Raw genomic sequence first — 25,141 nt, 5'->3', positions numbered from 1 at the left:
CCGCCTATGGACCGCGCCCTTTGTATCCACGGCCATTTTTACCAGCCCCCCCGCGAGGATCCCTGGCTCGGGCTCATTTTGCCCGAAGGCAGCGCCGCCCCGAGCCGCCACTGGAACGAGCGCATCTGCCGCGAATCCTACGCGCCCATGGCCAGGGCCCGTCGGCTGGACGGTTCGGGACGCATCGTCGAACTGCTCAACTGCTACGAGTGGATGAGCTTCAACGCCGGGCCGACGTTGCTCGCCTGGATGGCCCGCTCGGCCCCGGACACCTACGCCCGCATGCTCGAGGCCGACCGCGAAAGCGTCAAACGCCTGGGCCACGGCAACGCCCTGGCCCAGATCTACCACCACGTCATCATGCCCCTGGCCTCGGACCTGGACAAGGAGCTCGAAGTGGCCTGGGCGGTGGAGGATTTCAGGTCCCGCTTCGGCCGTGACCCGGAAGGCATGTGGCTGTCCGAAACCGCCGTGGACACGCCGACCCTCGAAGCCCTGGCCGCCGCCGGCATCCGCTTCACCATCCTGGCCCCGTCCCAGGCCACGGCCGTCAGCGACGACGGCGAAAACTGGCGCGGCGTGGACGCCGGCTCCCTGGACATCCGCCGGCCCTACAAGGTCCTTTTGCCGTCGGGAAAACCCATGGCGGTCTTTTTCTACCACGGCCCCCTGTCCCAGGCCGTGGCCTTCGAGCGGCTTCTGGCCGACGGCGAGCAGTTTTTCCGCCGCCTTTCCGGCGCGGCCGGGGAGGGGCTCTTGTCGCTGGCCACCGACGGCGAGACCTACGGCCACCACTTCACCTTCGGCGAAATGGCCCTGGCCTACGTGCTCGATCAGGCGCGCTCCGGCCGCGACGGGCTGACGCTCACCAACTACGCCGCCTACCTGGAGGCCGATGCGCCCAGGCGGTTCGTGCGCATTCGCGAGGCCTCGGCCTGGAGCTGCGCCCACGGCGTCGAGCGCTGGCGCTCGGACTGCGGTTGCACCAACGGCGGCCATCCGGGCTACAACCAGAAATGGCGCGCGCCGCTGCGCGAGGCCTTAAACCGCCTCAAATCCCGGCTGGACGCCCACTTTTTCGCCGCCGGCAAGGCTCTTTTCACCGATCCCCGCCAGGCGCTTACGGCCTACGGGAAGGTCCTGGCCGCAAGCATGGCCCCGGCCGCCTTCGAGGCCGCGCACTTCGCGCCGAAACTGCCGGAAGCGGCCCGGGGCACGGCCTGGAAACTGCTGTCCATGCAGGCCTGGGGACTGGCTTCCTTTGCCAGTTGCGCCTGGTTTTTCGACGAGATTTCACGGCTCGAGCCGGTCAATGGCCTGACCTTCGCCCTGCGGGCCATGGAGCTGGCCCGGGCCACGGGCATGGCCGACCCCGAGCCAGAAATCACGGACATCCTGGCCAAGGCGCGCTCCAACGACCCGGAAATGGGCTCGGGCCGCGACATCTGGGAAAACATGGTCCGGCCCCGGCGCGAAACGCCCAAAACCCTCGTCACCCAGGCCCTGCTCACCCTCGGCCTGGAGGAACGCCTGCCGACGGGCGGCGAAAACGCCGAGGCCCGTTGGCCGGGCGTGTCGGTGACCGTGCGCCTGGATGATCCCGAAGGCGGCGCGCGCCCCGGCACGGCTTCCATCCGCTACCACCTGGAAACCGCCACCGAGGATTTCGCCGTAAGCTTCCGCCAGGCCGCGACCGCCGATCCCTTCGACGGCTGCGTGACCATGGTCGCGGCCGGCGGCGGAGCCGAGGAGGGGGTGTGCTTCCGCGACGTGGGCCTTCCCGTCAACAAGCGGCAAGCCCTGGCCGATGCCTTCGCCCGCCACGCCGAGGACGCCTTCTTTGCCGCCATGCTGGCCCAGGCCGCCACGGCAAGGAAACTCGTCACCGAGCTGCAGGAAGCCCAGAATACGCTCAATCTCGCGCCCCTGTGGCTGCACCTGTGGCCGGGGCTCTTGTGGCACGAGGTGTTCGATTTGCCGCTGCCGGCAAAGCGCGAGGCGCTGCTGCGGCTTTTCCTGATCGAGGCCGGGCGCAATTCGCCGGTCAAGGCGGCCCTGGAGGCGCGGTTGGCCGCCGAAACCGCCCGACGCGCGGCCGAGCCGGACCCGGACTGCCGCAAGCTGGCCCGGCTGGTCGCCCGGACCGCCGACCTGGACCTGCACCCGGACTGGTGGGCCGCCCAGAACGCCCTGTGGGAACGCCGCCCCTTCGCCGGCTCCACAGCCATCCTGGCCGGTGCCTTGGGATTCGTAGTGTAGGTGTAGGGGAGGGGAAAAGAGCCGGGGGGAAACTTTTCTGTAGAAAAGTTTCCCCCCGGACCCCCTTTCCAAAGACTTTTAACGGTGACAGGTCGTTAACGATAACATGCTGTAATCGTTAAAAGTTTTTTGGAGGGGAGAGCGCGAGAGGGGGACCCTTTTTTCAAAAAGGGTCCCCCTCTCGCATCTCATCTTCTCTTTCTTTTCTACAGCAATTCTTTGGCCAGGGCGGTGATCTCTTCGCGGATCACGTCGGCGGCGGCCTTGGGCACGAGCTTTTTGATGTCGGCCGCCATTTCCTCGCGCAGGGCGTGTATGGCCGTGTCGAGCTCCTCTTTGCCGAGCGCGGCTTCCAGTCGCCCGCGCAGGGGCTCCAGGGTCGCGTCGAGTTCCGTCTTGTCCAGTTTGGCCGCAAGGCCCTCCAGGGCGGGAGCGATGGCCGCGTCGATGGCGGCGTCAAGGCCGGCCTGATCCGGCTTGGCTTCGAGTCGCTCCAGAGCGGCGTCGAGGTCCGCCTTGTCCAATTTGGTCGCAAGGGCTTCGAGGGCGGGGGCCAGGGCCGCGTCGATATCCGCGCGGTCCGCCTTGGCTTCGAGTCGCTCCAGAGCGGCGTCGAGGTCCGCCTTGTCCAATTTGGTCGCAAGGGCTTCAAGGGCGGGGGCCAGGGCCGCGTCGATATCCGCGCGGTCCGCCTTGGCCTCGAGGGCCGTGAGGGAAGGGGCGAGGGCATCGCGCACCTGGCCGGTCACGTCCTCGGTCATGGCCGCGAGGCGCGCTTCGGAGTCCTGGCGTTCGGATTCCAGGGCTTCGATGCGGCCGGTCAGCATCTCGCCGAGGGCCTCGACTTCCTGCCGGGCGGCCTGCTTGGCCGATTCCAGGGCTTCGGCGAAGCGCTCGTCCAGGGTCGACGCCAACTCGGTGCTGAGCGTCTCGCGCAGTTCCCGGCGCAGTTCGGTCAGGCGCTCGTCGAGCTTGCCGGCGATGTCGCGGGAAAGCGTTTCGCCGAGCGCTTCCAGGCTGGCGGAGAGGCTGTCCTTGGTGGCGAATTCATCGGGCTGCGGCAAATCGCGGGTGATCTCGGCCAGCCGGGTCTCCATGGTCGCGGCGAAATCCGTGAACCGTCCCTGCTGCTCCTGGGTGAGGGATTCCAGCCGGGTCAGGGACTGGCGCACCTCGGCCAGCATCGCGTCCCGGGCGGCGGCCCCATGCTCTTCCGCTGCGTGGAGAATTTCCGTCTTGAGCGCTTCGTGGTCCGGCGTGGGCTGGCCGGCCATGATCGCTTCCAGGCGTTCGGCCAGGGCGTCTTCCAGCCGCGCCGACAGGGCGTCGGCCAAAGCGTCGCCGTCGGCGGCCGTGGGCAGGGATTCGACCTTGTCGCACAACGTGGCGGTGGAAGTTTCCAGGGCGTCGATGCGTTCGGCCAGGGCGTTGAGGCGGCCGGCGTCGGCGGCTTCCTCTTCAGGCGCTTTCGGGACCGGCCCCTTGGCCGTATCGATGAGCTTGTCCAGGGCGGCCAGATCGATGGCTCCGGCGGCGGCCGCCGTGGCGGCCGCCGGGGCGGCCGAAGTCTCCTCGATGGTGGCGAGTTCCGCCAGATCGGGGCCGCCGGCCTCGGCCGGGGCACCCTCCGGGGCCGGAGGCAGATCGCCGAGCAGGTCGTCCATGCTCGGTTCAAGCTGCGGGGCCTCGCCGGGCTCCTTGCCCGCCGGTGTTTCGGACTCGAGGGCTGACAGCGCCATGTCGGAAATATCCAGGGCCTCGTCCGCTTCGCCTTCCGCCAAGGCTTCGTCCGTGGCGGGCGCTTCGGCGGCGGGCTCCTTGGCGGCATCGAACTGGGCCAGGAGGTCGTCGCCTTCGGCCTTTGCGGCGTCGTCGCCGAAGAGGTCGGCCATGGCCTCCTCTTCGGCGCCCGGGGCCGGAGCTTCCGCGGCGGCGGGCGCCTCGTCCTCGTCGACGCCCAGGCCGGCCAGATCGATGGCGTCCTCGTCCTCGGCGGGCTTCTCGGGCGCTTCCTCGACTTCGAGGCCGGTGAGGTCGATGGCGTCGTCCCCGCCCGCGTCGTCGGCCGTATCGGCCGGCGCGGCGGATTGGGCCGGGGTGGGCTCGGCGTCGCCGAACAGGTCCTCGAGCTCCTGCTCGAAGCTCATGTCCACGGGGGCGTCGTCGCCGGCATCGCCGCCGCCGCTCCCCTCTTCGACGAGATCGGTCAGATCGATGATGTCGTCGTCGGTTTCGGAAAGAGGTTTGTCGGTCGGCATGGGATACCTCGGCCGGATGCGGCGTCAAAAATATGGAGGCGGGGTCGGGGGATAGGCGCCCGGCCCCGCCAAGGCACAATTAAGCCTTCGGATGGCACTCGGGGCACTTGGTCGGGCCCTTGGCTTCCTTCTTGTGGCAGCCGATGCAGCTGTGCGGGCTCTTCATGTCGTGAAAAGCCTTGTAGAAGGAATGCTCGCTGGCTTTGTCCTTGCTGTCCTTGCTGTCGTGGCAGCCGGCAGCGGAGCATTTCTGGGTGGCTTCACCCTTGTGGTGGCACATCTTGCAGTCGATCTTGGCATGGCCCTTGTGGGAAAACGCCACTTCGGTCTTGGTGACCTTGCTGTAACCTTCCGGTGCCTTGATCTTCATGTCCGCCGGAGCTTCCACGGCTTGCAGCATGGGCAGGCCCACGAAGCCGACCAATGCCATGCAAGCGAGAATCGTAAACAACGCCTTTCTCATCCCTCACACCTCCTTCCAAGAATAATTTTTCACATAGGGTGTGTACGACCAGCCCCAACAGCCTGTCAAGGTGCATCGCCCGGAAAAGACGGAAGATTTCAGTCCGAAAGAGTAGGGAAATCAGCCGTCCAGGGTGTATTTCGCGGCATAGCCGCGCGGGGTGAGCATGCGCCCGGCGGCCATGCGCGTCGCGGCGTTGCCGATCACGACCAGGGTCAGCATGTCGGCAAAGGCCGGGTCGGCCTCGGCCAGGGGGGTGACCCGGATTTCCTGGCCCGGGCGAAAGGCGTTTTTGACCATGCCGACGGGCGATTGCGCGTCGCGGTGCCGCCCCGCCAGGGCCAGCGCCTCCTCCAGGTAGCCGGCGCGCCGCCGGGAGCGGGGGTTGTAAAGGGCCAGCACGAAATCGGCGGCCAGGGCCGCGTCCAGCCGGCGGCGGATGGCCTCCATGGGCGTGAGCAGGTCCGACAGGCTGACCACGGCGAAATCGTGGGTGAGCGGCGCGCCGAGCAGGGCCGCCGCCGCGCACACGGCCGGAATGCCCGGCACGACGTCGAAATCCACCCGGTCGGCAAGCGCCATGGCTTCGAGCATTTCGAGTGCCAGCCCGGCCATGCCGTAGACCCCGGCGTCGCCGCTCGAGACCAGGGCCACGCGCTTTCCCGCCGCCGCCGCTTCCAGGGCCGCCCGGCAGCGGGCCACCTCGCCGGTCATGCCCGTCGCGGTCACGTCCTTGCCGGCGAGCAGCTCCGGCGGCACGAGGTCGATGTAGGTGGCGTATCCGGCCACCATTTCGGCCCTCCCGAGTGCTTCGGCCGCCATGGGCGCGAGCAGGGCCGCATCGCCCGGGCCAAGCCCGACCACCGTCAGACGGCCACGGCCGCCGTGGCGCGTTTCGTCGCCGTTTTGGGGACCAGCAGCCTGCCCCCGCTCGATGCCAGTATCGCCGCCGCTTCGCATACGCTTCCCGTTCCCATGTGTTGTTGCACCGTGGCCGACGGATGGGGAACAGCCACGGCGGCCAGTTCGTCCGCTTCGTAGAAAATCGTCCGCGCCCCGAGCCTGGCGGCGGCCTGGAGGATGCCCGCCTCGTCGCGCTTGGCCGCGATGGAGGCGATCGCCCCGATGCTGGCCGGGGAAATGCCGCGTTCCCGGCACACCCGTTCGATGAGTCCCAGGATCTCGGCCGCCGGGGCTCCCCGCCGACAGCCCACTCCGACCGCAAGCGCCTTGGGGCGCAAATAAAGCCTGTCCGGGGCCGGCCGGCCCTGCCGCCAGTCCACCACCACCAGCGGCATATCCGGCTCGGGCGGTTCGGGCGCGGCCACCCAGACGAAAAACCGGGCCTTCGCCGGATCGTCCACAGGGAAAAGCCCCAGCGGATCGAACACGGCCACCGGCCCCCCGGCCGCCAGCACGGCGTTTATGCGGCGGGTGGCCTGCGGATTGTCCAGCGCAAGGCCGCGTTCCCGGGCCAGCAGCTCCACGGCCGGCGCGCCGGCGGCGTCCGTGGCCGTGGTGACCACCGGCACGGCGCCGACGCAGGCGGCGGCCTCCCGGGCCAGGGCGTTGGCTCCGCCGCAATGCCCGGACAGCAGGCTTATGGCGAAAGTGCCGGCGTCGTCCAGGCAGATCACCGCCGGATCGCTGTATTTGTCCTGAAGATGCGGGGCGATGGCCCGCACGGCGATGCCGCAGGCGCACACGAACACATGGGCCGGGCGCGCCTGAAACGTCGCGGCGACAAGTTCGCCCAGGGCGGCATAGCCCCTGGCTCCGGTTTCCGTGGCCAGACGGTCGGGAACGAAAAGGTCGGCTTCCAGCGTTTCGGCCAGCCGGCGGCCGAGGTCGGCTCCTTTGCGGGTGACGGCGTACACGGCCGGTCGTGATTGCGGCATGGGAGGCTCATACGCTTTTTTGCGGCGGGGCTAAAGAAGATTGCGGGGGCGGCCGATAAGGCTCTTGGATAAGGAATGGTCCGTCCGTAATGTGGACCTCTTGCGGAGACAGCCATGATCGATGCGGTGGACAGCGGCGGTTACGGGGTGTTGGGGCTCTACGCGGCCCAGGCTCCGGTCGTGCCCGATCCGCCGGTTCGGGCGGCCTCCGCCGCTACAGGCATGAACACTCCGCAGGCCGTCGCGGCCGTGCCTCCCGTCCAGGAAGCCGCCGCCGTGGGCAGCGAACCGGTGCCGGCCGGCGAATCCTCGCGGGACGGCGCGTCCACCCCCGGACGCGATTTCGCCGGCCAGGGACAGGCCCTGGCCCGCCAGGCGGCTGTGGCCGTGAGCGTCACCGCTTCCGAAACGGGCTCCACCGCCACCACAACGTCCGCCTCCGGCCAGACGACATCCGACGCCGCCCGCAATCGCGGCCTGCGCGCCTACGCCCGAAACGGCGAAGCAACCGCCTCCCGCTCCGCCCCCATGCTCACCGCCCAGGCGTGAGGCTCTTGGGGAAGGGAAAGCGCGAAAAGCGCGAGAGGGTAACCCTTTTTGAAAAAAGGGTTCCCCTCTCGCGCTCTCCCCTCCCCAAAACTTTTAACGGCTAGGGGTGATGTGACGCCAGCATCCTGTAACTATTGAAAGTCTTTGGAAAGGGGGCCCGGGGGGAGAACCTTTCCGCAAGAAAGGTTTCCCCCCGGTTCCATCTTACAAAATACTCCCCTAATCGCCGGCGTTGACGGCGGTGCGGGGTTCCGGCGCGGCCTGGGCCTTGGCGGCGCGGGGTTTGGGGAAGAAGACGGTGACGGCGGTGCCGGCGGCCTCGGAGGTGTGCATGGCGATTTTGCCGCCGTGGGTTTCGGCGATGAGCTTCGCGCCGTAGGTGCCGAGCCCGGTGCCGTCCTTTTTCCCGGCCGTGGCGTATTTTTCGAAAAAGGTGGCCCGGATCTGCTGCGGCACCGCGCCGGCGTTCTTGATCGCCATGGCGAGGGTCTTGCCTTCGGCCAGCTCCACGGTCACGCGTTCCCCGGGCGGGGAGGCTTCCAAGGCGTTTTTCACCAGGTTCGAGAGCATGGTGTAAAGGAGCATTTCCTCGCCGCGCACGACGAACGTGTCCCCGGCGGCGCGCGCCTCGCCGCGCACCAGGATGTCCAGGGTCAGGCCGTGCTCCTCGATGACGCTGTGGAGTTCCCCGGCGATGTTGTCGAGGATGGGGAGCAGGTCCACCTTTTGCGGCGTCAGTTCGTAGACGCCGCGCTCCATGCGGTAGAGGTCCAGGGACTGGTTGATCATGTTGAGCATGCGGTAGCCGGCGTGCTGCATGAGGCTCAGCATGTCGGTCTGGCGCTCGGTCAGGTTGCCGTCGCGGCGCAGAAGCTGGGGCAGGGTGAGCACGGCGGTCAGCGGCGACTTGAGGTCGTGGCGGGTCATGCGCTCCACGTCCTCGCGCAGGCGTTCGGCCTTTTTGCGGTCCGTGATGTCGACGATGGTGTAGCCGAGGATGTCGGCGAAATGGGAGGCGAATTCCGAGCCCTTCTCGCGGGTGTAGCGGTCGGGGTTGGAATCGAAGAAGCTCAGGATGCCGATCAGGCGCTGGGGGCCGAACTTGTCGCGCAGGGGCGAGATGAAGCAGGACCCGAGCAGAAGCACCTTGCGCTCGGCGCAAAAGCCCCGGCCGAAGAAGAATTCCGGGTCCGGCACGTCGCGTATGGGGCACATGAAGGAGCCGGGCGTGGCGACCCCGGGCATGAGTTCGGACAGGGCCTTGCGCATGGCGTCCAGGTCGGCCAGCCGGGCTCCGGGCGGGTCGAAGGAGGCGAACTCGGCCGCGTCGAGGATGAGGCTGACCGTGCGCAGGCCGAAGAGGTCCTGGATGCGGTCCAGGATGGCGGGCAGGTCCTCGTGGCCGCGCATGAGTTCCACCACGCGGATGGCCTTGCGGAACTTCTCGAAGGCGGTGAAGCTGCCTTCGAAGCGGTCGACCACGGTCTTGAGCTTGGTTTGCAGATCCAGGCTTTGCTTGCGGTTGCGCTCGTTTTCCTTGCGGGCGTCGAGCAGTTCGGCCCGGGACAGCGCCTCGGCATTGGCCCGCATCTTGATCGCCCGGCGCAATTCGGCCACGGTCTTGCGGAACTGGTAGGAATTGTGGTCGGCAAAAGCCTCTTCGAGCTTTTGCAGGCGTTCCTGGATATCGGGAAAGTCGAAATGATCGGTCATGTTTTCGCGCTTAGCGCCGGCCGCCGCCGTAAGAACCACTCGTGTAGACTCCATAGACGCGGGCATCGCCTGTGGTGCGCACTTCCAGGTTGGAGGCCGTCCGCGTCCCGCTGCACGAGGCGAGGAGGCAAAGGGCGCAAAGGATCAGGAGAATTGTCGAACGAACCATGTCGGGGCTCCAGGTGGTTGCGGATCGCGGCCAGGACCTCGCTCCCGCCATCCATTGATACTACGGCAAGGTCGCCCTGGGCGCAACGGCCGCGCTCCGGGCTTTTGACATTCCAAACCGGCGCGGGTAGAAGGCGCGAACGCCATGTTCGCCGCTTTTGCCGCGTCGCCCAGCGCCCGGGCGGGTCGGCCGGGCCGAGGCGTATCAAGGGGACTTGCGTCGCATGCAGCATTCCTTTCGCGTCTTCCTGGTAATCCTCGCGGCCGTTTTTTCGCTGGTGGCCGCGCCGCTTTGCGGCGAGGGCCTGGCCCTGGCCAAGCGGTCCTCCCATGCCGCGCACGACAAGGACGGCAAGGCGGCCAAGTCCGCCAAATCGTCCAAGACGTCCCGCAAGAAATCCAAGAAGCCCCGCCGGGCCAAAAAGGCCGCCGCTCCCGCCCTGCGCGAGTCCGAGAACGAGGAAGGCGATATCGGCGTGTGCACGGTGCCGCGGCTGACCGTCAAATCGGCCATGCTGTGGGACATGAACACCGGCGGACTGCTCTACGAGCAGAACCCCGACGTCCAGATCCCCCCGGCGTCCCTGACCAAGATCCTCACCCTCTATATCATTTTCGACGCCATCCGTCAGGGAAAGCTGCACCCCTGGGACGTGGTCGAGGTGTCGCAGCGCGCCGCCAGCCAGGGCGGTTCGAACATGCGCCTGCGCGCCGGCGAATCCGTCAAGGTCACGGAACTGATCAAGGGCATCGCCGTGGCCTCGGCCAATGACGCCTGCATGGCCATGGCCGAGTACCTGGAAAACGGCAATCCCGACGCCTTCGTCAACGTCATGAACGATACGGCCCAGCGCCTGGGCATGACCCGTTCCCGGTTCATGAACCCCAACGGCCTGCCGGCCGACGGGCAGGTCACCACGGCCCGGGACATGCTGCGCCTGGCCAGCGCCTATCTGGAGCAGTTCCCCAAGGCGCTGACCATCCACTCCATGCAGTTTTTCACCCACAACAACCGCCAGCGCCACAACGCCAACGCGCTGCTCGGCCGCTACGAGGGCGCGGACGGCCTCAAGACCGGCTTCGTCTGCGCCTCGGGCTACAACATCATCGCCACGGCCAAGCGCGGCGATACCCGGTTGATCGGGGTGGTCCTCGGTTCGCGCAGCGCCGGCGTGCGCCTGCGCGAGACGTCCAAGCTCCTGGACAAAGGCTTCAAGATCGTGGCCGCCCAGAAATCCGCCAAGGACAACAAGGTGCTGGCCGCCACCCCCCCGCCGCCTCCCGTCACGCCGGCGCTGCCGTAGGCATTTCGGTTACGTGTCGGATGATTTTGGGGAACGCTTCGGGCGTTCCCTTTTTTTTCGGCCGGCTCTGTGGTTTGCTTGGGCAAACCTTGCGGAGGCCTGTCATGCGCGTGGCGGACATCACGGTCGAGCAACTGCCGGCTTTGGCCGGGCTTTATGAAACCCTGTCGCGGCTGCCGCAGGATACGGCGCATATGGCCGCCGTTTTTTCCCGCATGGACGCGAGCCCCGACTACCATCTGCTCGGAGCCGTCTCCGGGGAGGGCGAACTGGTGGGCGCGCTCATGGGCGTGGTCTGCCTGGACGTGGTCGGCCCGTGCCGGCCGTTCATGGTGGTGGAAAACGTGATCGTGGCCGCGCGGCACAGGCGGCGGGGCGTGGGGCGGCGGTTGCTGGCGGAAATCGAGCGCCGGGCCAGGGCTCGGGATTGCTTCTACCTCATGCTCGTGTCCGGCCCCGGCCGGGAGGATGCCCAGGCGTTTTACACGGCCCAGGGATATTTCAAATCCGCCGGCTTCAAAAAACGCCTGTAGGGTGGTTCGGGGAACGAGGGGGGGGGAGGAGGCTAGGGAAAGGTTTTTTCCCAGGACGAAATGCGCCGGGGCGCGTCGGCGTCAGGGATTTTTCGCTTCGAGTCGCTTGCCCGTCAGCTTGCCGAAGGCCTCGTCAAGCGCCTGCTCGAACTGCCGGGCGGTGTAGAGGTCGCGCAGGACCAGCGGCGATTTGGCCTCGCTGCCGGCCGGGAAAAAGGCGGCCACCGGGATGGACTGGCTGCCGAGCGCCCGCAGCAGGGCCATGGCCGGCGGGGTCTGGCGGGTGAGGTCCACCTTCATGAACACCACCTTGCCCTGGCCCGACCATGAGGTGAGCCGGTCCGGGGTCAGCACCGTGCGCTCCAGGAGCTTGCAGGTCGGGCACCAGTCGGCGGTGAAATCCAGAACCAGGTTGTCCTTGCCCAGGCGTTCGGCAAAGGCCTCGGGCGTGTATTCCACCCACTGGGCTTGTGCGGCCGGGGCGTAGGTCAGGGCGAAGGCCAGCCCGCCGCCGGTGATGACCAGGGCGGCGGCGATCATGCCGAGCCGTTGCAGGCGTCCCCGGGCCAGATGGCCGCTTTTGCCGAAGATGAACGCGCCAAGGCCCGTGGCCCAAAGCGCGAGCAGGGCCGGCAGAACGCGGTGCGAGGGCAGCAGGGCCAGGAAATAGAGGCAGGTCGCGGCCAGGAGGAAGGCCATGGCCTTTTCCAGCCCCTGCATCCAGGCCCCGGGCCGGGGCAGGAAGCGCACCAGCCGGGGCCACATCGCCAGCACGCCGTACGGGGAGGCCATGCCGAGCCCGATGGCGGCAAAGACGGTCATGACCACGGGCAGCGGCTGGAGCAGGGTCCAGGCCAAAACGCCGCCCAGAAAGGGACCGCTGCACGGCGTGGCCAAAAGCGTGGTCAGCATGCCGGTGAGAAACGCGCCGCGACGGGTATGGCCCCGGCCGCCCGAGGAAATCTTCAAATCCACCACCGGCAGGTGGAACACCCCGAACAGGCTTAGGGACAAGGCGAACAGCACCGTCGCAACCACCACGGCCAGGGCCGAGGACTGGAACATCTCGCCCCAGGCCAGGCCGAACGCGCCGAGCACCAGACTTAAAAGCAGGAAGTAGAGCACGATGCCGAGCGCGAAAAAGAAATTGTGCTCGCGCAGGATGCGGCGGCGCTCGGCCTTGCCTTCCTCGCCGCTTATGGCCAGCAGCCCCGAGAGCTTGAGGCTGACCACGGGCAGCACGCAGGGCATGAAATTGAGAATGAGCCCGGCCAAAAAGGCGAGCAGAGCGGCCTTGAGCAATCCCGACACTTCCAGGGCCGGGGTGAAAAAGCGCGGCGTCAAGTCCGGGATGTCCGACGATGGGGCGGCCTTTCCGGCGGCGTCCTGGCGGGCGTCGTGCCGGGGAACGCCCGGATGGGTCGGTTCGGGGCAGGCGGCCGAGGGCATGGCCAGGGCGGCGCTGCGAAGCGCCGAGAAAAGCGGCCACCAGGGCGCGGATTCGGCCGGGGGCAGGGATTGCGCGTCACGGCCGGAAAGCGGGATGGAAACCGGCAGCGTGGACGGCCAGCAGCTCGTGGCCGAACAGGAAAAGACCCGCATGGTGCCGGTTAAGGCCGGGGCATGGAACATGGTCTCGGAAATCGGCACGAAAATGGTGGTCTTGCCCTCGTAGACCAACACGTTCTTATCCGGCTGCAAGGTATCGGGCTGAGGCGTGCCGGGCGGAAAAAGCGCCACGGCCGTGGCGTCCCCGGCCCGGAGCGAAGCCTGGGCCGACTGGCCGGAGGCCGCCGGGCCCACGGCGTAGGCATGCCAGCCCGGAGCGGAAACAAGGGTCAGGACAGCCAGCACCTTGCCGGAAGGATCGCCTTCGGGAAGGCGGTACAATGCGGTTTCAAGGCTGGCCGGGAGCAGCTCCTCCGTGGGCTTGGCCGCTTCCGGCAGAGCGGCCCGGCTTGTCGCCGCCGTGATCGGCAGCCAGGAGAGCAGAAGAAGTACGAGGAAAAGGGTCTGAATTTTGGTTGCACGCATGATGGTGGGGAAGTGGGGACGCGTGGTCCGCGTCCTGGGCGATACGGCTGCGGGGACGACCATGGCGTCGACTTTCGGCCGCCGCCAGGCCTGCCGGGACGCGCGAGGCGGCCGGGCGGGCGGACGGGCGCGGCGGCCGGGCTTGATCACTCGAAACAGAACTCCAGGGTGAAATCCCCGTGTTCCGTCGTGAACGGAATGGCCACCACCGTTCCGGAGGTGATGTGGCTGATGGTGTGGTTGTCGCCGAAAATGACGGTCGGCGTGGACGAGGACAGGTTGAGGCCGAGCTGGCTTAAGCCCGCCCGGGCCTGTCCCGAGATCATATTGGTGATTTCGCCCACGGCGTCCTTGGCGTCCTGGATGATGTCGGCGATGTCGTCGCCAAGCATGTTCTTGACCACGGCGATGGCGCATTTTTTAGAAAAGCTGATGGAAATGCTGCCGTTACGGTCGCCTGTCAGGCCGACCACGGCGGAGACGTCGCCGGTCGCCGCATCGACTTTCTTGACATAGGGTTTGCCGGCCTTGGGATCGAGCTGGGCCATCATGGTGAGGACGTGCTTGGTGGCGTCGACGAAGGGCTTGGCGACTTCGGCATCGGTCGGTTTCATGGGCTTCCTCGAATTGCTCGCGAGGCCTGGGGCCGGCGAGAAGGCTTATGTCGTATCGCGCATAGGCTTACATCAAAACCAAGTCGCCTGTCACTAGCGGTCAGGGCGGCCGATCGGCCCGGGAAATACGCCTTGCGCTGCAAGCGGCTATTGCGTAGAAATACTAGGGAACCTTGTTGTTTTTATTCAAGAATGTCTGAGATACCAAGTCGTTGCGTGTTCCTTTTGCGGGTGTTCGGAGCGCGTTGGCGGTATTTGCGAAGGGGCGCGGGCGGCAATCATGTACAGACAGGCGCAAGGTCGGACAAGTTACGGGGCCGGGCCCGCATCGGGCGGCACGGATTGGCAGGCCCTGGAACTCCAGCTCAACCGCACCCGCACCATCCTTCAGGAAATTCTCGTCCATCTCCAGGAAGTCCTGCGTAACCTGAAAATGGCCCGTAACGGCGGCCGATCCCACAGCGGCGCGACCGGCGCTGACGGGCGCCACGATTTTCGGTCCAGGGCGCAATCCGCGTCGGGGCAGCAGCAGACCTTTCGCGGCCAGGGCGCATCGGCCGGCGCTTCCGCCGGTCGCGCCGCGCACGGGGCTTCCGGCGGCTTCCACAAGACCGCGACCGGAGCCGGCCGCACCCATGCCTCGGGCGCGACGGGCGGTTCCGGGCAGGCCGGGGCGTCCAGGCCCTCGGGCGCATCGGGGAGTTCCCATGCCGGCGCGACATCGGCCGGTTCCGAGCGGTTCCACTCCTGGTCCCGCGCCGGGGCCGGCGACACGCGGGCCGAGGCCGGCCAGGGGCGCTCCTTCCGTTCGAGCGCCGGCAACGAGGCCGGGGCGTCCAACTCCCGTTTTCGCGCTTCCGCCGCTTCGGGCGACAAGGAGCGGGCCGGCGAGAACCGCTGGTCCTCGCGCAACGGTTCCGCCTCCTCGCGGTCCCAGGGCGCGGCCGGGGCATCCTCCCGGGAACGCTCCCGGACCGAGAACACCTCCCGGACCACCTCCTCGGGCGGCGGCGAACGGCGCGAAACCCGCTTCGGGGCCTCGGGCGCGTCCGCCCAGGCCGGCTCGAGCCGGGCGCGGGCCGACCGCGCCACCACGTCGCGGCGGGCGAACCAGCAGGGGTTTCGCCTGGACGAGGACAGGCAGTCCCGGGCCAGGGCGCTGGCCCGCCGGGGCGGCATGAACCTCAAGTGCGCCTACGACATCCTGTGCCTGGATTACCCCTGCTCCGTGGACGAGATCAAAGTGGCTTACCGCCACATGGCCCGCCTCTACCATCCCGATCTCGGCGGCGACGAGGAGGCCATGAAAGACGTCAACGTGGCCTACGAGATGGCCATGCGCTTTTCCGCCGGCCGCCGGGCCAGCACCGCCTGGGCGGTGTAGCTCTTCGCGCGCTCCCGCGCCTCTTTTGCCGTTTGTCCGCTTTTGACCGCCCGTTTTGCGGACCCGTTCCCCTTGTCCCCTCTTGACGCCGCGTCCCCCGCATGGACTCATAAGGTTGCGGCAGCATGCAACCCGCAACCGGAGAGGTTTCCATGTCGCGTCTGGCTCTCACCGACCAATTGTCTCGGGAATATCGGGCAATCTTCACAAAGGCCGCCATCCGTCCCGAACGGGCGGCCCTGGTTTCCCGGCTGGCGGCGCGCATCTGGGCCGAGGCCCCCATGGCCCGCTACCGGGCCGTGTCGACGGCGACCGGCGTGCCCGCCCACGTGGTCGGCATCCTGCACAGCCTGGAATCCGGCCAGGACTTCACCCGCCATCTGCACAACGGCGATCCGCTGACCGCGCGCACGGCGCGCGTGCCGCGTGGACGCCCAGTGGACGGGGAACCGCCTTTCACCTGGGAGGAAAGCGCCATTGATGCGCTTTGCCTGCAGCATCTCGATGCCTGGGACGATTGGTCCGTACCGGGCACGGCCTACGTTCTTGAACGCTACAACGGCTTCGGCTACCGGCTGCGGCGGCCAAGCGTGCCGAGCCCCTACCTGTGGAGCTTCACCACGGCCTACACCTCCGGGAAGTACGTGGCCGACCATGTCTGGTCGCCGACGGCGGTCAGCCGCCAATGCGGAGGCATGGCCCTGCTTTTGGCCATGGGCGAGGCGGGGGATATCGAGCTGGACCACGGTCCGGACGACCCGGCCGTCCTCCCGCACCGTTGAAAGTTTTTGAAGGGGGTCCAGGGGGAAACTTTTTTCAAAAAGTTTCCCCCTGGCCGCCGGCGGCGTCTTTCCTGTCCTGTCTTACTGCCTGGGGCATGGTCCGGGCGGCGGGAGATCCTGGGTTTTGGTCTGGCCGTTGCCGATGACTTTGGTGATGAGCAGGGATTTGGACGGATTGCCGTCGTCCACGAAGTCGAAAGTGCCGGTGACGCCCTTGTGGGGCGGCAGGGCCATGAGGGCCTTGGTCACGGCTTCGGGGGCCACGGAGCGGGCCTTTCCCACGGCGGCCAGCACGACATCCACGGCGTCCTGGGTCAGGGCTCCCATCTCCGTGGGCGGGTGGCGGCGTTCGCGGCGAAAGGCCTCGGCGTAGGTTTTGGAGGCCGGGCGCGGGCAGTCTTCGCGCCAGTGGTCCACGAAAAAGGAGCCGTCGAAGGCGGCGAGGCCCGACACCTCCGGCCCGTTCCAGGCGTCGCCGCCGAAAAGGGTGCCGGTAAAGCCGGCACGGCGCAGGGCCAGGGCGGTCAGCACCGCGTCCTTGCTGGAATTGGGCAGGAATACTCCTTGGGGCGCGTCGGCCAGGGCCTGTTTCACGATGCCGCCGAAGTCCCGGGTGCGGTCCTCGTAGTAAAAGACGCGCGCCGTGCCGCCGCAGGCGGCAAAGGCTTTCAGGAACGCGCCGGTCAGGGACATGCTCGACAGGTTGTTGTGGTTGGCGATGACCGAGACGCTGGCGAGGCCAAGGCTGTTGCGGGCCAGCCGGCCGAGGACCTGTCCCTGGAAGGCGTCGGTGAAGGCGATGCGAAAGATGTGGGGCCGGCCGGCCGTGACCACGGCGGCCGTGGCCGAGGGCGCGATCAGGGGCACGCCGGCGGCGTCGGCGGCCAGGGCGGCGGCATTGGCCGTTTCGCTGGCGTAGGGGCCGATGATGGCCATGACGTGGTCTTTCTCGACCAGATCGCGCACGGCCCGCGCCGCCTGTCCGGGCGCGGCCTTGTCGTCGGCCACGAACAGGGTCACGCGGCAGGGCTTGCCGTCGATGGTCGGGAAGCCGCCCTTGTTGGCCTGTTCCACCGCGAAGCGGGCCGCCTCCAGGGTGTCGCGGCCGGTGCGGAAATCGTCGCCGCTGAAGCTGGCGATAAAGCCCAGGCGTACCTCGGGCCCTTTTTCCCGGCCGCAGGCAATGGTGAGGAGAAGGGGTAGGAGGAGGAGAAAGGGGAGGAAGGCGATGCGAGAGGGGAAACCCTTTGCAAAGGGTTCTCCCCTCTCGCGCTCTCCCTTTCCTAAACTTTTTACTCGTGCGGGCGTCACAGGAATATCCCTCCCGCTTGAGATTCTACGGCGTTTTTCGTTTGCGGGCGGCCTGCTCGAACGCCGCCTCCCACCAGGTGAGAAACGGGGTGCCGTCCGTCAGGGACGGCCCGAAGACGACCTCCGGATCATAGGTCCAGATGGCGTATCCGTCCAGGATGCCGCCGTGCTGGGCCAGTTTCAGGGCCAGACGCGGCGCGGTCAGGATGTTTCTGGCCTTGAACCGGGCGGCGTCGACGCGCAGGTTCTCGAAATCCTGGCGGGTGAAGCGGTGCCGGTCGTGGACGAAAAAGATGATCCGGGGCGCGACCCCGATCTGGCGGCGCAGCATCTCAGGCAGCAGTTCGCGGTCGGATTCGGCCAATACCGCGACGTAGGGCGCGCCGGCCAGTTCCTCCCCGGCCACGGCTTTTTCCGGACCGTGCCAACGCCAGATGTCGAAGGACAGGCCGAAGACGGGCTTGTCGAAAGAGGCCAGCCGTTCTCCCGCCGCCTCCAGAGCGGCATGCTGGGCCAGGGGGCCGGCAAAGACGCAAAAGGCGTCGGCTTTGGCCAGGGCCGAGGCGTCGCGCCGCCAATGTCCGGCCGGAAACACCCGGTCCCAGCCGGAATCCAGGTCGTCGGCGGTGAGGATGGCCAGCTCGATGTCCTTTTTCAGGCGCGGATCGGCCAGGGCGTCCTGGTGCACCAGCATTTCCGGGGCAAACGCGCGCTCGGCGGTCTTGGCCGCCCGGATGGGATCGGTGTCGAGAATCAGGCGCGCGTCCGGCGCGTAGCCGGCAATAAGCGCCGCCTCGATGCCGGTGACGTCGCAGGCGTCGCCGGGCGTGAGCTGATAGGGTACGACCGGCGGCCGGCCGTCGCTTGGAGAGGCGGCCACGGCCGCGGCCACCCCCCTGGCCTTGGCCCAGCCGAGGAGCCACGACGTGAGAAGCACCCGGCCCCGGCTTTCGGCCGCCATGCCGCCGACGCCCACCGAAAGCGCCTTGGGCCGGCAGGTCCGGCACAGGCCCATGGCGTGAAGCTTCGCCTTGACGCGCCGGCCAAGGGCCCAAAGTCTCGAGGGCGGCACGAGCAGGGCGGACAGGGCCGCGCCGGCCAGAGCGGTCTTCCCGGGCAACCGGGAGAGGGCGGTGTTGGGCCGGTGCCCTTGAGGACGTTTACGGACGTTGCGCACGACGGCCCCCCCTTGGGGCGTGGCGAAAACGGCTGGGGTGGGGTGCGGGCATGGGGAAAAGGATCATGGCGGGCCTGGCGGGAAACAGGGAAAAAGCGTGTCCGCCCCGGCCGTCGACGCAGGAAAGGCGCCGGTGGCCGGGGCGGGCGTTTCTATCGGGGAGAATCCCCTGTTAGTTGCGGTTGGAGCCGCTGAAAAGACGCAGCATCATGAGGAAGAGGTTGATGAAGTCGAGGTAGAGGGTCAGCGCGCCGAGAATCGTTCCCCGGCGTACGGCCGTGGCGTCGTCGGCCGGAGCCATGTCGCCCATCACCTTGAGCTTCTGGGTGTCGTAGGCGGTAAGGCCAATAAACACCAGCACGCCCACGCACGAGATGATGAAGTCCATCATGGCGCTCTTGGTGAAGATGTTGACGATGGACGCGATGATGATGCCGATAAGGCCCATGAACATGAAGCTGCCGAGCGAGGTCAGGTCGCGCTTGGTGAGCAGGCCGTAAAGGCTCATGGCGCCGAACATGCCGGCCGAGACCAGAAAGGCGTTGATGATGACCGCCTTGGCGTAAATGACGAAGATGACCGAGAGCGTGACGCCGTTTAGGGCGCTGTAGAGCAGGAACATGCTCGTGGCGGCGGTGGCGGACAGGCGATTGATGGCGGCGGCAAGCCCCACGACCATGGCCAGCTCGGCGATGATCAGGCCGATGTAGATCAGCTGGTTGCCGAAGACGGCCTGCAGGATGGACGGACTCGAGACGACAAAGGCGGAAGCGGCGGCCGTGACGAGAAGGCCCATGCACATCCAGCCATATACGCCGCGCATGAAGGCGTTTAAAACTTCGACCCGGGACTGGGTCGTCTGCATCGAGCGATACGGATAGCTCATGAGGTTTCCTCCTTGGGAAAGACGAACGGTCCTTTATGGGCTTATAACGCGTGGAAATGCCGGAGGCAAGGGCTGTCGGTTCACCTGAAAAAGGGACGCATCCAGGGCGTGACGGTCAGCCCGGGCCGCAGGCGGTCGAACGTCGAGGGCGGCGTGTCGGGAAAGCGGAGGGCGACGGGAAGCCCGCCCGGGGTGGCGTTGACGAGTTCCCCGGTCGCCCGCGGCATGGGCGGCATGCCGGAGGTGTCCAGGGTGATTTCAAAGGTCATGGGCAGCCTCGGGCCGGAGTACCACTGGCTGCCGTCGGTGACCATGCCCAGCCTGACGCGCACGTCGGTCGTTCCCTGCGGCAGGGGCACGGCATCCACAAAAGGATGGTTCCCCGAGTTTTCCCAGGTGCCGCTGCCTTGGCTGCGCAGGGTAAAGACCGTCTCGAAGGGGCGGCCGTTTGCCGATACGGAGAGGCTGCAACGATTACGCCGCGCGGCGTCGCCGAACACGGAAGGGTAACTCGTCACCACCAGCCGCTTCATGGGGTAGGGAGCGGTGAGGCGGTAGGTGGCCTGACAGTCTTTCTTGCCCATGCAGGTCAGCGCCGCCGCGTCGGGCAGAATCCGCACGTCGCGCATGGCGTAAAAGTCGCCGGGAGCGAAGTGGCCGGCATCGAAAAGTTCCCGGGCGATGATGGAGCTTCGTCCCTGTCGTGCGTAGACGGCCGTGGCCTGCGACGGCAGGCCGCAGGACAGGGGCAAGGGGGTGCCGGCAAACGTGGCCAGGGTCGGCCGCATGTTGCCCGGGGCCGCGTAGCCGAGGGGCGGTTCTCCCAGGGAAACGCGCATGCGGGCGTCGCCGGCCAGGTGCAGGTTCGGATCGGCGAGCCAGGGATCGTAAAGCTCCAAGAGAGGCGCGCCGGCGGCATCGCGGATGACATGGACCGGTGAAATCCCGGGATGGGCGGCAAGAAAGGCCTGTCGGTCGTCAGGCCCCCCCAGGCCCGAAGCGGTATCCGGGGGGAATACGTCCGGATCGCGGGAAAAGGCGGCGAGCCGACCCGGGCTCACGGCCGCGCCGCCCGCTGGTCGCTGACCCGGAGCGAGGTTGGCCAGGATCGTGCGCCACTGGCGGCGCGGGACCGTCGTCGGGTCGGGCGGTGGGCCGGGACAGTCGATTTCAATGGCCACTTCGGTGGTCTTGACCTGCCCCTCCCGGGTGCCGTCGGAAACGGTCACGGCCACGTAGACGATGGGGCCGTCAAGGACACGCGCCGGAATCTCGTAGGATGCCGTCCGCGTGTAGGTGCCGTGCCAGCCGGCGCTTTTTTTCGGCGGCCCGGGCGGGGACAGGGCGTCCAGCCGGCCGATGGGCGTCAGGTGATCGGGATCGCTTCCGGCCAGGACCGTGGCCGAGGCATCGGGGAAAAACGCGTTGCGCTTCATGCACTGGGCCGTGAGCCCGACCCTCGCTCCCGTGGGGTTGGGGGCGTCGGCCAGGGAAAAGGCGTACAGGATCGTCCCCGGCCGGGTCATGTCCGCCGGCACCAGTCCGCCGCCGCCGAGAGTGGCCGTGACGTTGTCCGTGGCGAAGGCGTCGTGAAAGAGCTTGAAATCGCGAAAATCGTCGGCATAGCGGAATTGGCCGGCCTTGTCGGGGATGACGGGGATGGGGGCGCGGTTGACCAGTCCGCCGACCAGGACGTCGAAGGATTGGGTCTTGAAAAGCGTCCGGGCCCAGGCGGGCGAAAGATGCCCGACGCTCAACAGGTAATACCGTTTGTAGGCGCGGCCGAAGCGCCCGCTGGCCTGGGGAAAGACGTCTCCCAGATACCAGTTTCCGACAAAGGCGAAATTGTGCTCGTTATCGTAGAGCACGGCGTTGATGTCGTTCCGGGCCAAGGCGACCTGGCGTAACGGCCCTTTGTCCGTCGTCATTTTTCCCTGGTAAAACGTGGTGTACCGGAAATTGGAAGCGGCGGCCGTCAAAATGAGGGCCAGGACGCCGCCCCAGCAGGCCGTGGCCCGGAGGCGCGGCTTCGCGAAGACCAGGGCCTTGTCCAGCAGGCGGGCGACCGCCTCGGCCCCGAAGGCCAGACCGAAGGCGAGCAGATAAAATCCGCTCATGACGTATTTGGGCGAGACGGAGAAATCCGTTTTGACCACATAGGCCGCGGCAATGGGCGGCAGTCCCCAGGCCAGGATCATCCAGGCGCCGGGTTTGCCTTCCCGGCGCAAGGCGAAAAGATAGCCCACGGCCGCCAGGGGCAGGGCGAGGTACAGCCGGTTGAAGCGTCCCGGATAGAAGTATTCCAGGAAAAAGCGCACATTGCGCATGAATTCCGTCAGCACGAAGGCATTGGTCCGGCCGTTGCCGTGAAAGGAAAGGTAGGCGTAATACTGGGCCGGCAGCCAGGGCGCATACAGCAGGATGATCAGGCCGAAAGCAACGATGGCCCGCAGCAAGAGGCGTTTGGCCTCGCGACGTTCCCCTCGGGCGAATCGCCCGACCACGATGCCGGCGACGAAGAGTCCTACACCGGCCAGCGACGGGGCGGCGACATAGGAAGCGTAGAGACTGGCGGCGCCGGCCAGGGAGAAGAGCCACCACTGCCAGGTCTTGTCTTCGGTGACCGCCCGGTACAGGGCGTAAAGCGCGGTCAGCGCGCAGCCGTAATAGACGCCGTACCAGCGAATGTCCCGTGAGTAATAGACGTGAAAGAGGGAAAGCGCGCAAAAAAGACCGCCGGCAAAGGCACAGCGTCGGCCGTACATGCGCTTGCACAGTCCCATCAGACACGCGATGGACAGGCAGCCGAAAATTACGCTCGGCAGCCGGATGATCGCCCCTTCCCGGCCGAACTGCAACGCCGCGTGCACGAGCAGGTGATGCAGCGGAGGGCTGCAATCCGTGCTGACCGCCGAGGGGCTTTGGTACATAAGCCCCGACAGCAGGGCGGGGATGGCGGGCAGCGACCGGCCGAGCGTCACGAATTCGTCCCACCACAGTTCCATGGCGTTGAGAAACGACAGGCGGATTGCCGCGGCAAGCAGCAGTACGAGCCATAACGGCCAGTCGGCAAAGGTATTTTGGGAGCGAGTGGAGGATGTTTTCACGGGGCGGATTTTGCCGGCGCGGCCGGGGAAAGTGGTTCCAGGGTGGCGGAGACGTCGTCGATGCCCACGAGCACGCCTTTGGCCACAGTGCTGACGCGAATCCGGACAGGATTGCCGTCGGCGGCGAGAAAGATGGCTTTCAGCAGTGCCGTGTCAGGATCATGTAGCCGCAGAAGTTGTCGGCCGTCGTCGGAGGAAACTGTGGCGCTGCCTATATAATGGAATTCTCCATATGGGGTTTGGATGGCGAAGAAGGCATTTGGATCGCGCCAAAGGGACACAATAGGCGCATCGTAGGTGACGCTGTCCGCAGTCGCTTGTGGCGTGGCGGCGCAAGCCGTCTCGATACAGTTTGTCATCGCCAGCATGGCCGCCACGGCCAGGTAGAGGAGGCCGCGCGCGCAAGGCGTTCGAATCCATGTCCCAGTACGGCAACGGGAACCGGCAGCGGCGGGGAAAAGGGGATGCGGCAAAGCTGAAGGGGAAGGCATGGCGCGTGTCTAACGGTTTTGTCCTTTATTGCCAAGAAACAAATACGCGACGGCGTCAGGCCGGCCTTGCTGGAGGCTTCCAAAGCCGGTAGAAAGGGACAGGAACGCCGCGACCATGCAACAAGCCCTTCTCTCCGTGGAAAATCTGACCACGGTCTTTGACGCCCCCAGAGGCGCGCTTACGGCCGTCGACGGTGTGGACCTCGCCATCGGGCGCGGAGAAGTCGTGGCTGTTGTCGGGGAGTCGGGCTGCGGCAAAACGGTGCTGTCCCTGTCGGTACTGGGGCTCGTGCCGCCGCCGGGGCGGGTGGTCTCTGGAAAGGCGGTCTTTGACGGCCGGGATATCCTGGCCCTGCCCGAGCGGGAACGCCGGGCCATTCGCGGCAGCCGGGCCTCCATGATCTTTCAGGAGCCCATGACCTCGCTCAATCCCGTGCTCACCATCGGCGACCAGGTGGCCGAGCCCGTGCGCATCCACCGCAAAGCCTCCCGCCGGGAAGCCATGGACGCCGCCGCCGCCATGGCTTCCCGGGTGGGCCTGCCGGACGTCTCGAAGCGGCTTTCCGCCTATCCCCACGAACTTTCCGGCGGCCAGCGCCAGCGGGTCATGATCGCCATGGCGCTCATCCTGTCCCCGGAGCTGCTCATCGCCGACGAGCCGACCACGGCCCTGGACGTCACGGTGCAGCGCCAGATTCTCGACCTCATGCTGGGCCTGACCAGGGATTCGGGCACGGCCATCGCGCTTATCACCCACAACCTCGGCGTGGTGGCCCAGACCGCCGATGCCGTGGCCGTGATGTATTCCGGCCGGGTGGTGGAATACGCCGGGGTGCGGGCCTTTTTCGACGGCCCGGCCCATCCCTACAGCCAGGGGCTTTTGGCTTCGCTGCCGCGTCTGTCCGACCGGGGCCGGCTGACGCCCATCGCCGGCACCGTGCCGAGCCTGTCCGCCCTGCCGACGGGTTGCCATTTTCATCCCCGCTGCCCCCGGGCCTTCGCGCCCTGCGCCCACGAGGCGCCGCCCTTTTTCACCCTGGACAACGGCCGCCGCGCGCGGTGCTGGTTGTATGGATAGGGGAGGGGAGAAGAGGGTGCGAGAGGGGAAACCCTTTGAAAAGGGCAGTAGCCCCTCTCGTGCTCTCCCCTTCCTCAACTTTTTAACGTGAATAAGGCAGAGAGTCCGTAGAAGCCGCTATGGGTACACTGGGAAGGGAAGAAACGAAGCCGGAAAACGGCACGCCCGTACTGGATATGGTCGGCGTGCGGCGGCACTATGTGTCGCGCCAGGGCTTTTTTTCGGCCGCGACCCGGACCGTGCGGGCAGTGGACGGGGTGGATTTGACCGTGGCCCCGGGCGAGACGCTGGGGCTTGTGGGCGAGTCGGGCTGCGGCAAGTCGACCCTGGCCCGGCTGGCTGTGGGGCTCGAGTCGCCAAACACGGGCAGCGTGCGCCTGGACGGGCACGATCCCTGGGAAGGCGGTCGCGAGATGCGCCGAAAACTCCCGGGACTGGTGCAGATGATCTTCCAGGACCCGTTCGCCTCGCTCAATCCCCGGCTCCCCATCGGCTGGTCCGTGGCCGAAGGACTGCGGGCGGCGGGCATGGACCGGGCCAAGCGCCGTGAGCGTGTGCTGGAGTTGCTTTCCCTGGTCGGACTCTTGCCCGAACACGCGAAGCGCTTTCCCCACCAGTTTTCCGGCGGCCAGCGCCAGCGGGTGGCCGTGGCCCGCGGGCTGGCCCTCTCGCCCCGGCTGCTCGTGTGCGACGAGCCGGTTTCGGCCCTCGACGTCTCGGTCCAGGCCCAGGTCATAAACCTGCTGGCTGATCTCAAGGAACGGCTGGGTCTGGCCTACCTCTTTATTTCCCACGACCTGGCCGTGGTGGGGCACTTAAGCGACCGGGTGGCTGTCATGTACCTCGGCCGCGTGGTGGAATTGGCCCCGGCCGAGGCGCTTTACGACGCGCCGCTGCATCCGTATACAAGGGCGCTTCTGGCGGCGGCTCCAAGCATCGATCCGGCGCGACGGCTGCCTGCCCCTTTGAGCGGCGATACGCCGGACCCGGCCGCGATGCCCCACGGCTGCCGTTTTCATCCCCGTTGCGCGCTGGCCGTGCCCGAGTGCGCCGCCGACGAACCCGAACTGACCCAGGTTGTGCCGGGGCATTTCGTGCGCTGCCCCCGCGTCGCGCCATAAGGAGCATACCG

The 25,141-nt window shown here is 67.2% G+C and carries 20 protein-coding genes; 8 read left to right on the top strand and 12 right to left on the bottom strand.

Annotation, left to right across the window (positions count from 1 at the left end; genetic code table 11):
• Positions 1-6 precede the first annotated feature (6 nt).
• The gene (locus DESFRDRAFT_RS14455; protein ID WP_005995099.1) at positions 7-2,259 is read left to right on the top strand and encodes a DUF3536 domain-containing protein; all 2,253 of its coding nucleotides are present in this window, start codon (positions 7-9) and stop codon (positions 2,257-2,259) included.
• 206 nt (positions 2,260-2,465) lie between these two features.
• Here DESFRDRAFT_RS14455 and DESFRDRAFT_RS14450 read toward each other — a convergent pair whose 3' ends face one another.
• From DESFRDRAFT_RS14450 to DESFRDRAFT_RS14435, 4 genes are all read right to left on the bottom strand, one after another.
• Positions 2,466-4,517 (bottom strand): coiled-coil domain-containing protein, encoded by a 2,052-nt coding sequence (locus DESFRDRAFT_RS14450; protein WP_005995098.1) that lies wholly within the window; start codon positions 4,515-4,517, stop codon positions 2,466-2,468.
• Positions 4,518-4,596: 79 nt separating this feature from the next.
• Positions 4,597-4,980: a cytochrome c3 family protein gene (locus DESFRDRAFT_RS14445; protein WP_005995097.1), complete on the bottom strand. Its 384-nt coding sequence runs from the start codon at positions 4,978-4,980 to the stop codon at positions 4,597-4,599.
• A 120-nt stretch (positions 4,981-5,100) separates the two neighbouring features.
• Positions 5,101-5,940 carry a precorrin-3B C(17)-methyltransferase gene (gene cobJ / locus DESFRDRAFT_RS14440; protein ID WP_043794959.1) on the bottom strand — a complete coding sequence of 280 codons (840 nt, stop codon included), beginning with the start codon at positions 5,938-5,940 and terminating at the stop codon, positions 5,101-5,103.
• Positions 5,847-6,878, bottom strand: coding sequence for a cobalt-precorrin 5A hydrolase (locus DESFRDRAFT_RS14435; RefSeq protein ID WP_005995095.1), 1,032 nt, complete (start codon positions 6,876-6,878; stop codon positions 5,847-5,849). The genes cobJ and DESFRDRAFT_RS14435 overlap by 94 nt, the downstream gene beginning before the upstream one ends.
• A gap of 114 nt (positions 6,879-6,992) precedes the next feature.
• Between DESFRDRAFT_RS14435 and DESFRDRAFT_RS14430 the strand changes: the two genes are divergently transcribed.
• Entirely contained in the window at positions 6,993-7,427 is a 435-nt protein-coding gene (locus DESFRDRAFT_RS14430) for a hypothetical protein (RefSeq protein WP_005995094.1), read from the top strand.
• Between the two features lie 219 nt (positions 7,428-7,646).
• Here DESFRDRAFT_RS14430 and DESFRDRAFT_RS14425 read toward each other — a convergent pair whose 3' ends face one another.
• Positions 7,647-9,194 (bottom strand): sensor histidine kinase, encoded by a 1,548-nt coding sequence (locus DESFRDRAFT_RS14425; RefSeq protein ID WP_233489618.1) that lies wholly within the window; start codon positions 9,192-9,194, stop codon positions 7,647-7,649.
• A 338-nt stretch (positions 9,195-9,532) separates the two neighbouring features.
• Here DESFRDRAFT_RS14425 and DESFRDRAFT_RS14420 point away from each other — a divergent pair, with 338 nt between their 5' ends.
• Both DESFRDRAFT_RS14420 and DESFRDRAFT_RS14415 read left to right on the top strand, forming a co-directional pair.
• Positions 9,533-10,612, top strand: a complete 1,080-nt coding sequence (locus DESFRDRAFT_RS14420; protein ID WP_005995091.1) for a D-alanyl-D-alanine carboxypeptidase family protein — start codon at positions 9,533-9,535, stop codon at positions 10,610-10,612.
• A 104-nt stretch (positions 10,613-10,716) separates the two neighbouring features.
• Positions 10,717-11,145 (top strand): GNAT family N-acetyltransferase, encoded by a 429-nt coding sequence (locus DESFRDRAFT_RS14415; protein WP_005995090.1) that lies wholly within the window; start codon positions 10,717-10,719, stop codon positions 11,143-11,145.
• An 81-nt stretch (positions 11,146-11,226) separates the two neighbouring features.
• On the opposite strand, the gene DESFRDRAFT_RS14410 is transcribed toward DESFRDRAFT_RS14415, so the two are convergent.
• On the bottom strand, positions 11,227-13,179 hold the full coding sequence (locus tag DESFRDRAFT_RS14410) for a protein-disulfide reductase DsbD family protein (protein ID WP_005995089.1): 1,953 nt from the start codon (positions 13,177-13,179) through the stop codon (positions 11,227-11,229).
• Between the two features lie 146 nt (positions 13,180-13,325).
• Positions 13,326-13,793, bottom strand: a complete 468-nt coding sequence (locus DESFRDRAFT_RS14405; protein ID WP_005995087.1) for a chemotaxis protein CheX — start codon at positions 13,791-13,793, stop codon at positions 13,326-13,328.
• Positions 13,794-14,073: 280 nt separating this feature from the next.
• On the opposite strand from DESFRDRAFT_RS14405, the gene DESFRDRAFT_RS14400 reads away from it, so the two are divergent.
• Both DESFRDRAFT_RS14400 and DESFRDRAFT_RS14395 read left to right on the top strand, forming a co-directional pair.
• Positions 14,074-15,177, top strand: coding sequence for a DnaJ domain-containing protein (locus DESFRDRAFT_RS14400; protein WP_005995085.1), 1,104 nt, complete (start codon positions 14,074-14,076; stop codon positions 15,175-15,177).
• A gap of 152 nt (positions 15,178-15,329) precedes the next feature.
• A complete protein-coding gene (locus tag DESFRDRAFT_RS14395) occupies positions 15,330-15,959 on the top strand; it encodes a hypothetical protein (RefSeq protein WP_005995083.1) in 630 nt (209 codons plus the stop codon).
• Positions 15,960-16,040: 81 nt separating this feature from the next.
• Here the strand turns inward: DESFRDRAFT_RS14395 and DESFRDRAFT_RS14390 are convergent, their stop codons facing one another.
• The 5 genes from DESFRDRAFT_RS14390 to DESFRDRAFT_RS14370 form a co-directional block, all read right to left on the bottom strand.
• The gene (locus DESFRDRAFT_RS14390) at positions 16,041-17,270 is read right to left on the bottom strand and encodes an ABC transporter substrate-binding protein (protein ID WP_005995081.1); all 1,230 of its coding nucleotides are present in this window, start codon (positions 17,268-17,270) and stop codon (positions 16,041-16,043) included.
• A gap of 25 nt (positions 17,271-17,295) precedes the next feature.
• Complete coding sequence (locus DESFRDRAFT_RS14385; RefSeq protein WP_005995079.1) at positions 17,296-18,447, bottom strand: tetraacyldisaccharide 4'-kinase; 1,152 nt, start codon at positions 18,445-18,447, stop codon at positions 17,296-17,298.
• 172 nt (positions 18,448-18,619) lie between these two features.
• Positions 18,620-19,333 (bottom strand): Bax inhibitor-1/YccA family protein, encoded by a 714-nt coding sequence (locus DESFRDRAFT_RS14380; RefSeq protein ID WP_005995077.1) that lies wholly within the window; start codon positions 19,331-19,333, stop codon positions 18,620-18,622.
• Between the two features lie 80 nt (positions 19,334-19,413).
• Positions 19,414-22,440: a glycosyltransferase family 39 protein gene (locus tag DESFRDRAFT_RS14375; protein WP_005995074.1), complete on the bottom strand. Its 3,027-nt coding sequence runs from the start codon at positions 22,438-22,440 to the stop codon at positions 19,414-19,416.
• Positions 22,437-22,808, bottom strand: coding sequence for a hypothetical protein (locus tag DESFRDRAFT_RS14370; protein ID WP_005995072.1), 372 nt, complete (start codon positions 22,806-22,808; stop codon positions 22,437-22,439). The genes DESFRDRAFT_RS14375 and DESFRDRAFT_RS14370 overlap by 4 nt, the downstream gene beginning before the upstream one ends.
• Before the next feature lie 238 nt (positions 22,809-23,046).
• Here DESFRDRAFT_RS14370 and DESFRDRAFT_RS14365 point away from each other — a divergent pair, with 238 nt between their 5' ends.
• The gene (locus DESFRDRAFT_RS14365; RefSeq protein ID WP_005995070.1) at positions 23,047-24,009 is read left to right on the top strand and encodes an ABC transporter ATP-binding protein; all 963 of its coding nucleotides are present in this window, start codon (positions 23,047-23,049) and stop codon (positions 24,007-24,009) included.
• 119 nt (positions 24,010-24,128) lie between these two features.
• A complete protein-coding gene (locus DESFRDRAFT_RS14360; RefSeq protein WP_005995068.1) occupies positions 24,129-25,130 on the top strand; it encodes an ABC transporter ATP-binding protein in 1,002 nt (333 codons plus the stop codon).
• Positions 25,131-25,141: the final 11 nt, after the last annotated feature.

Source organism: Solidesulfovibrio fructosivorans JJ] (assembly GCF_000179555.1).
GTDB classification, from domain to species: domain Bacteria; phylum Desulfobacterota; class Desulfovibrionia; order Desulfovibrionales; family Desulfovibrionaceae; genus Solidesulfovibrio; species Solidesulfovibrio fructosivorans.
This window is presented reverse-complemented; position numbering and strand designations above follow the sequence as displayed.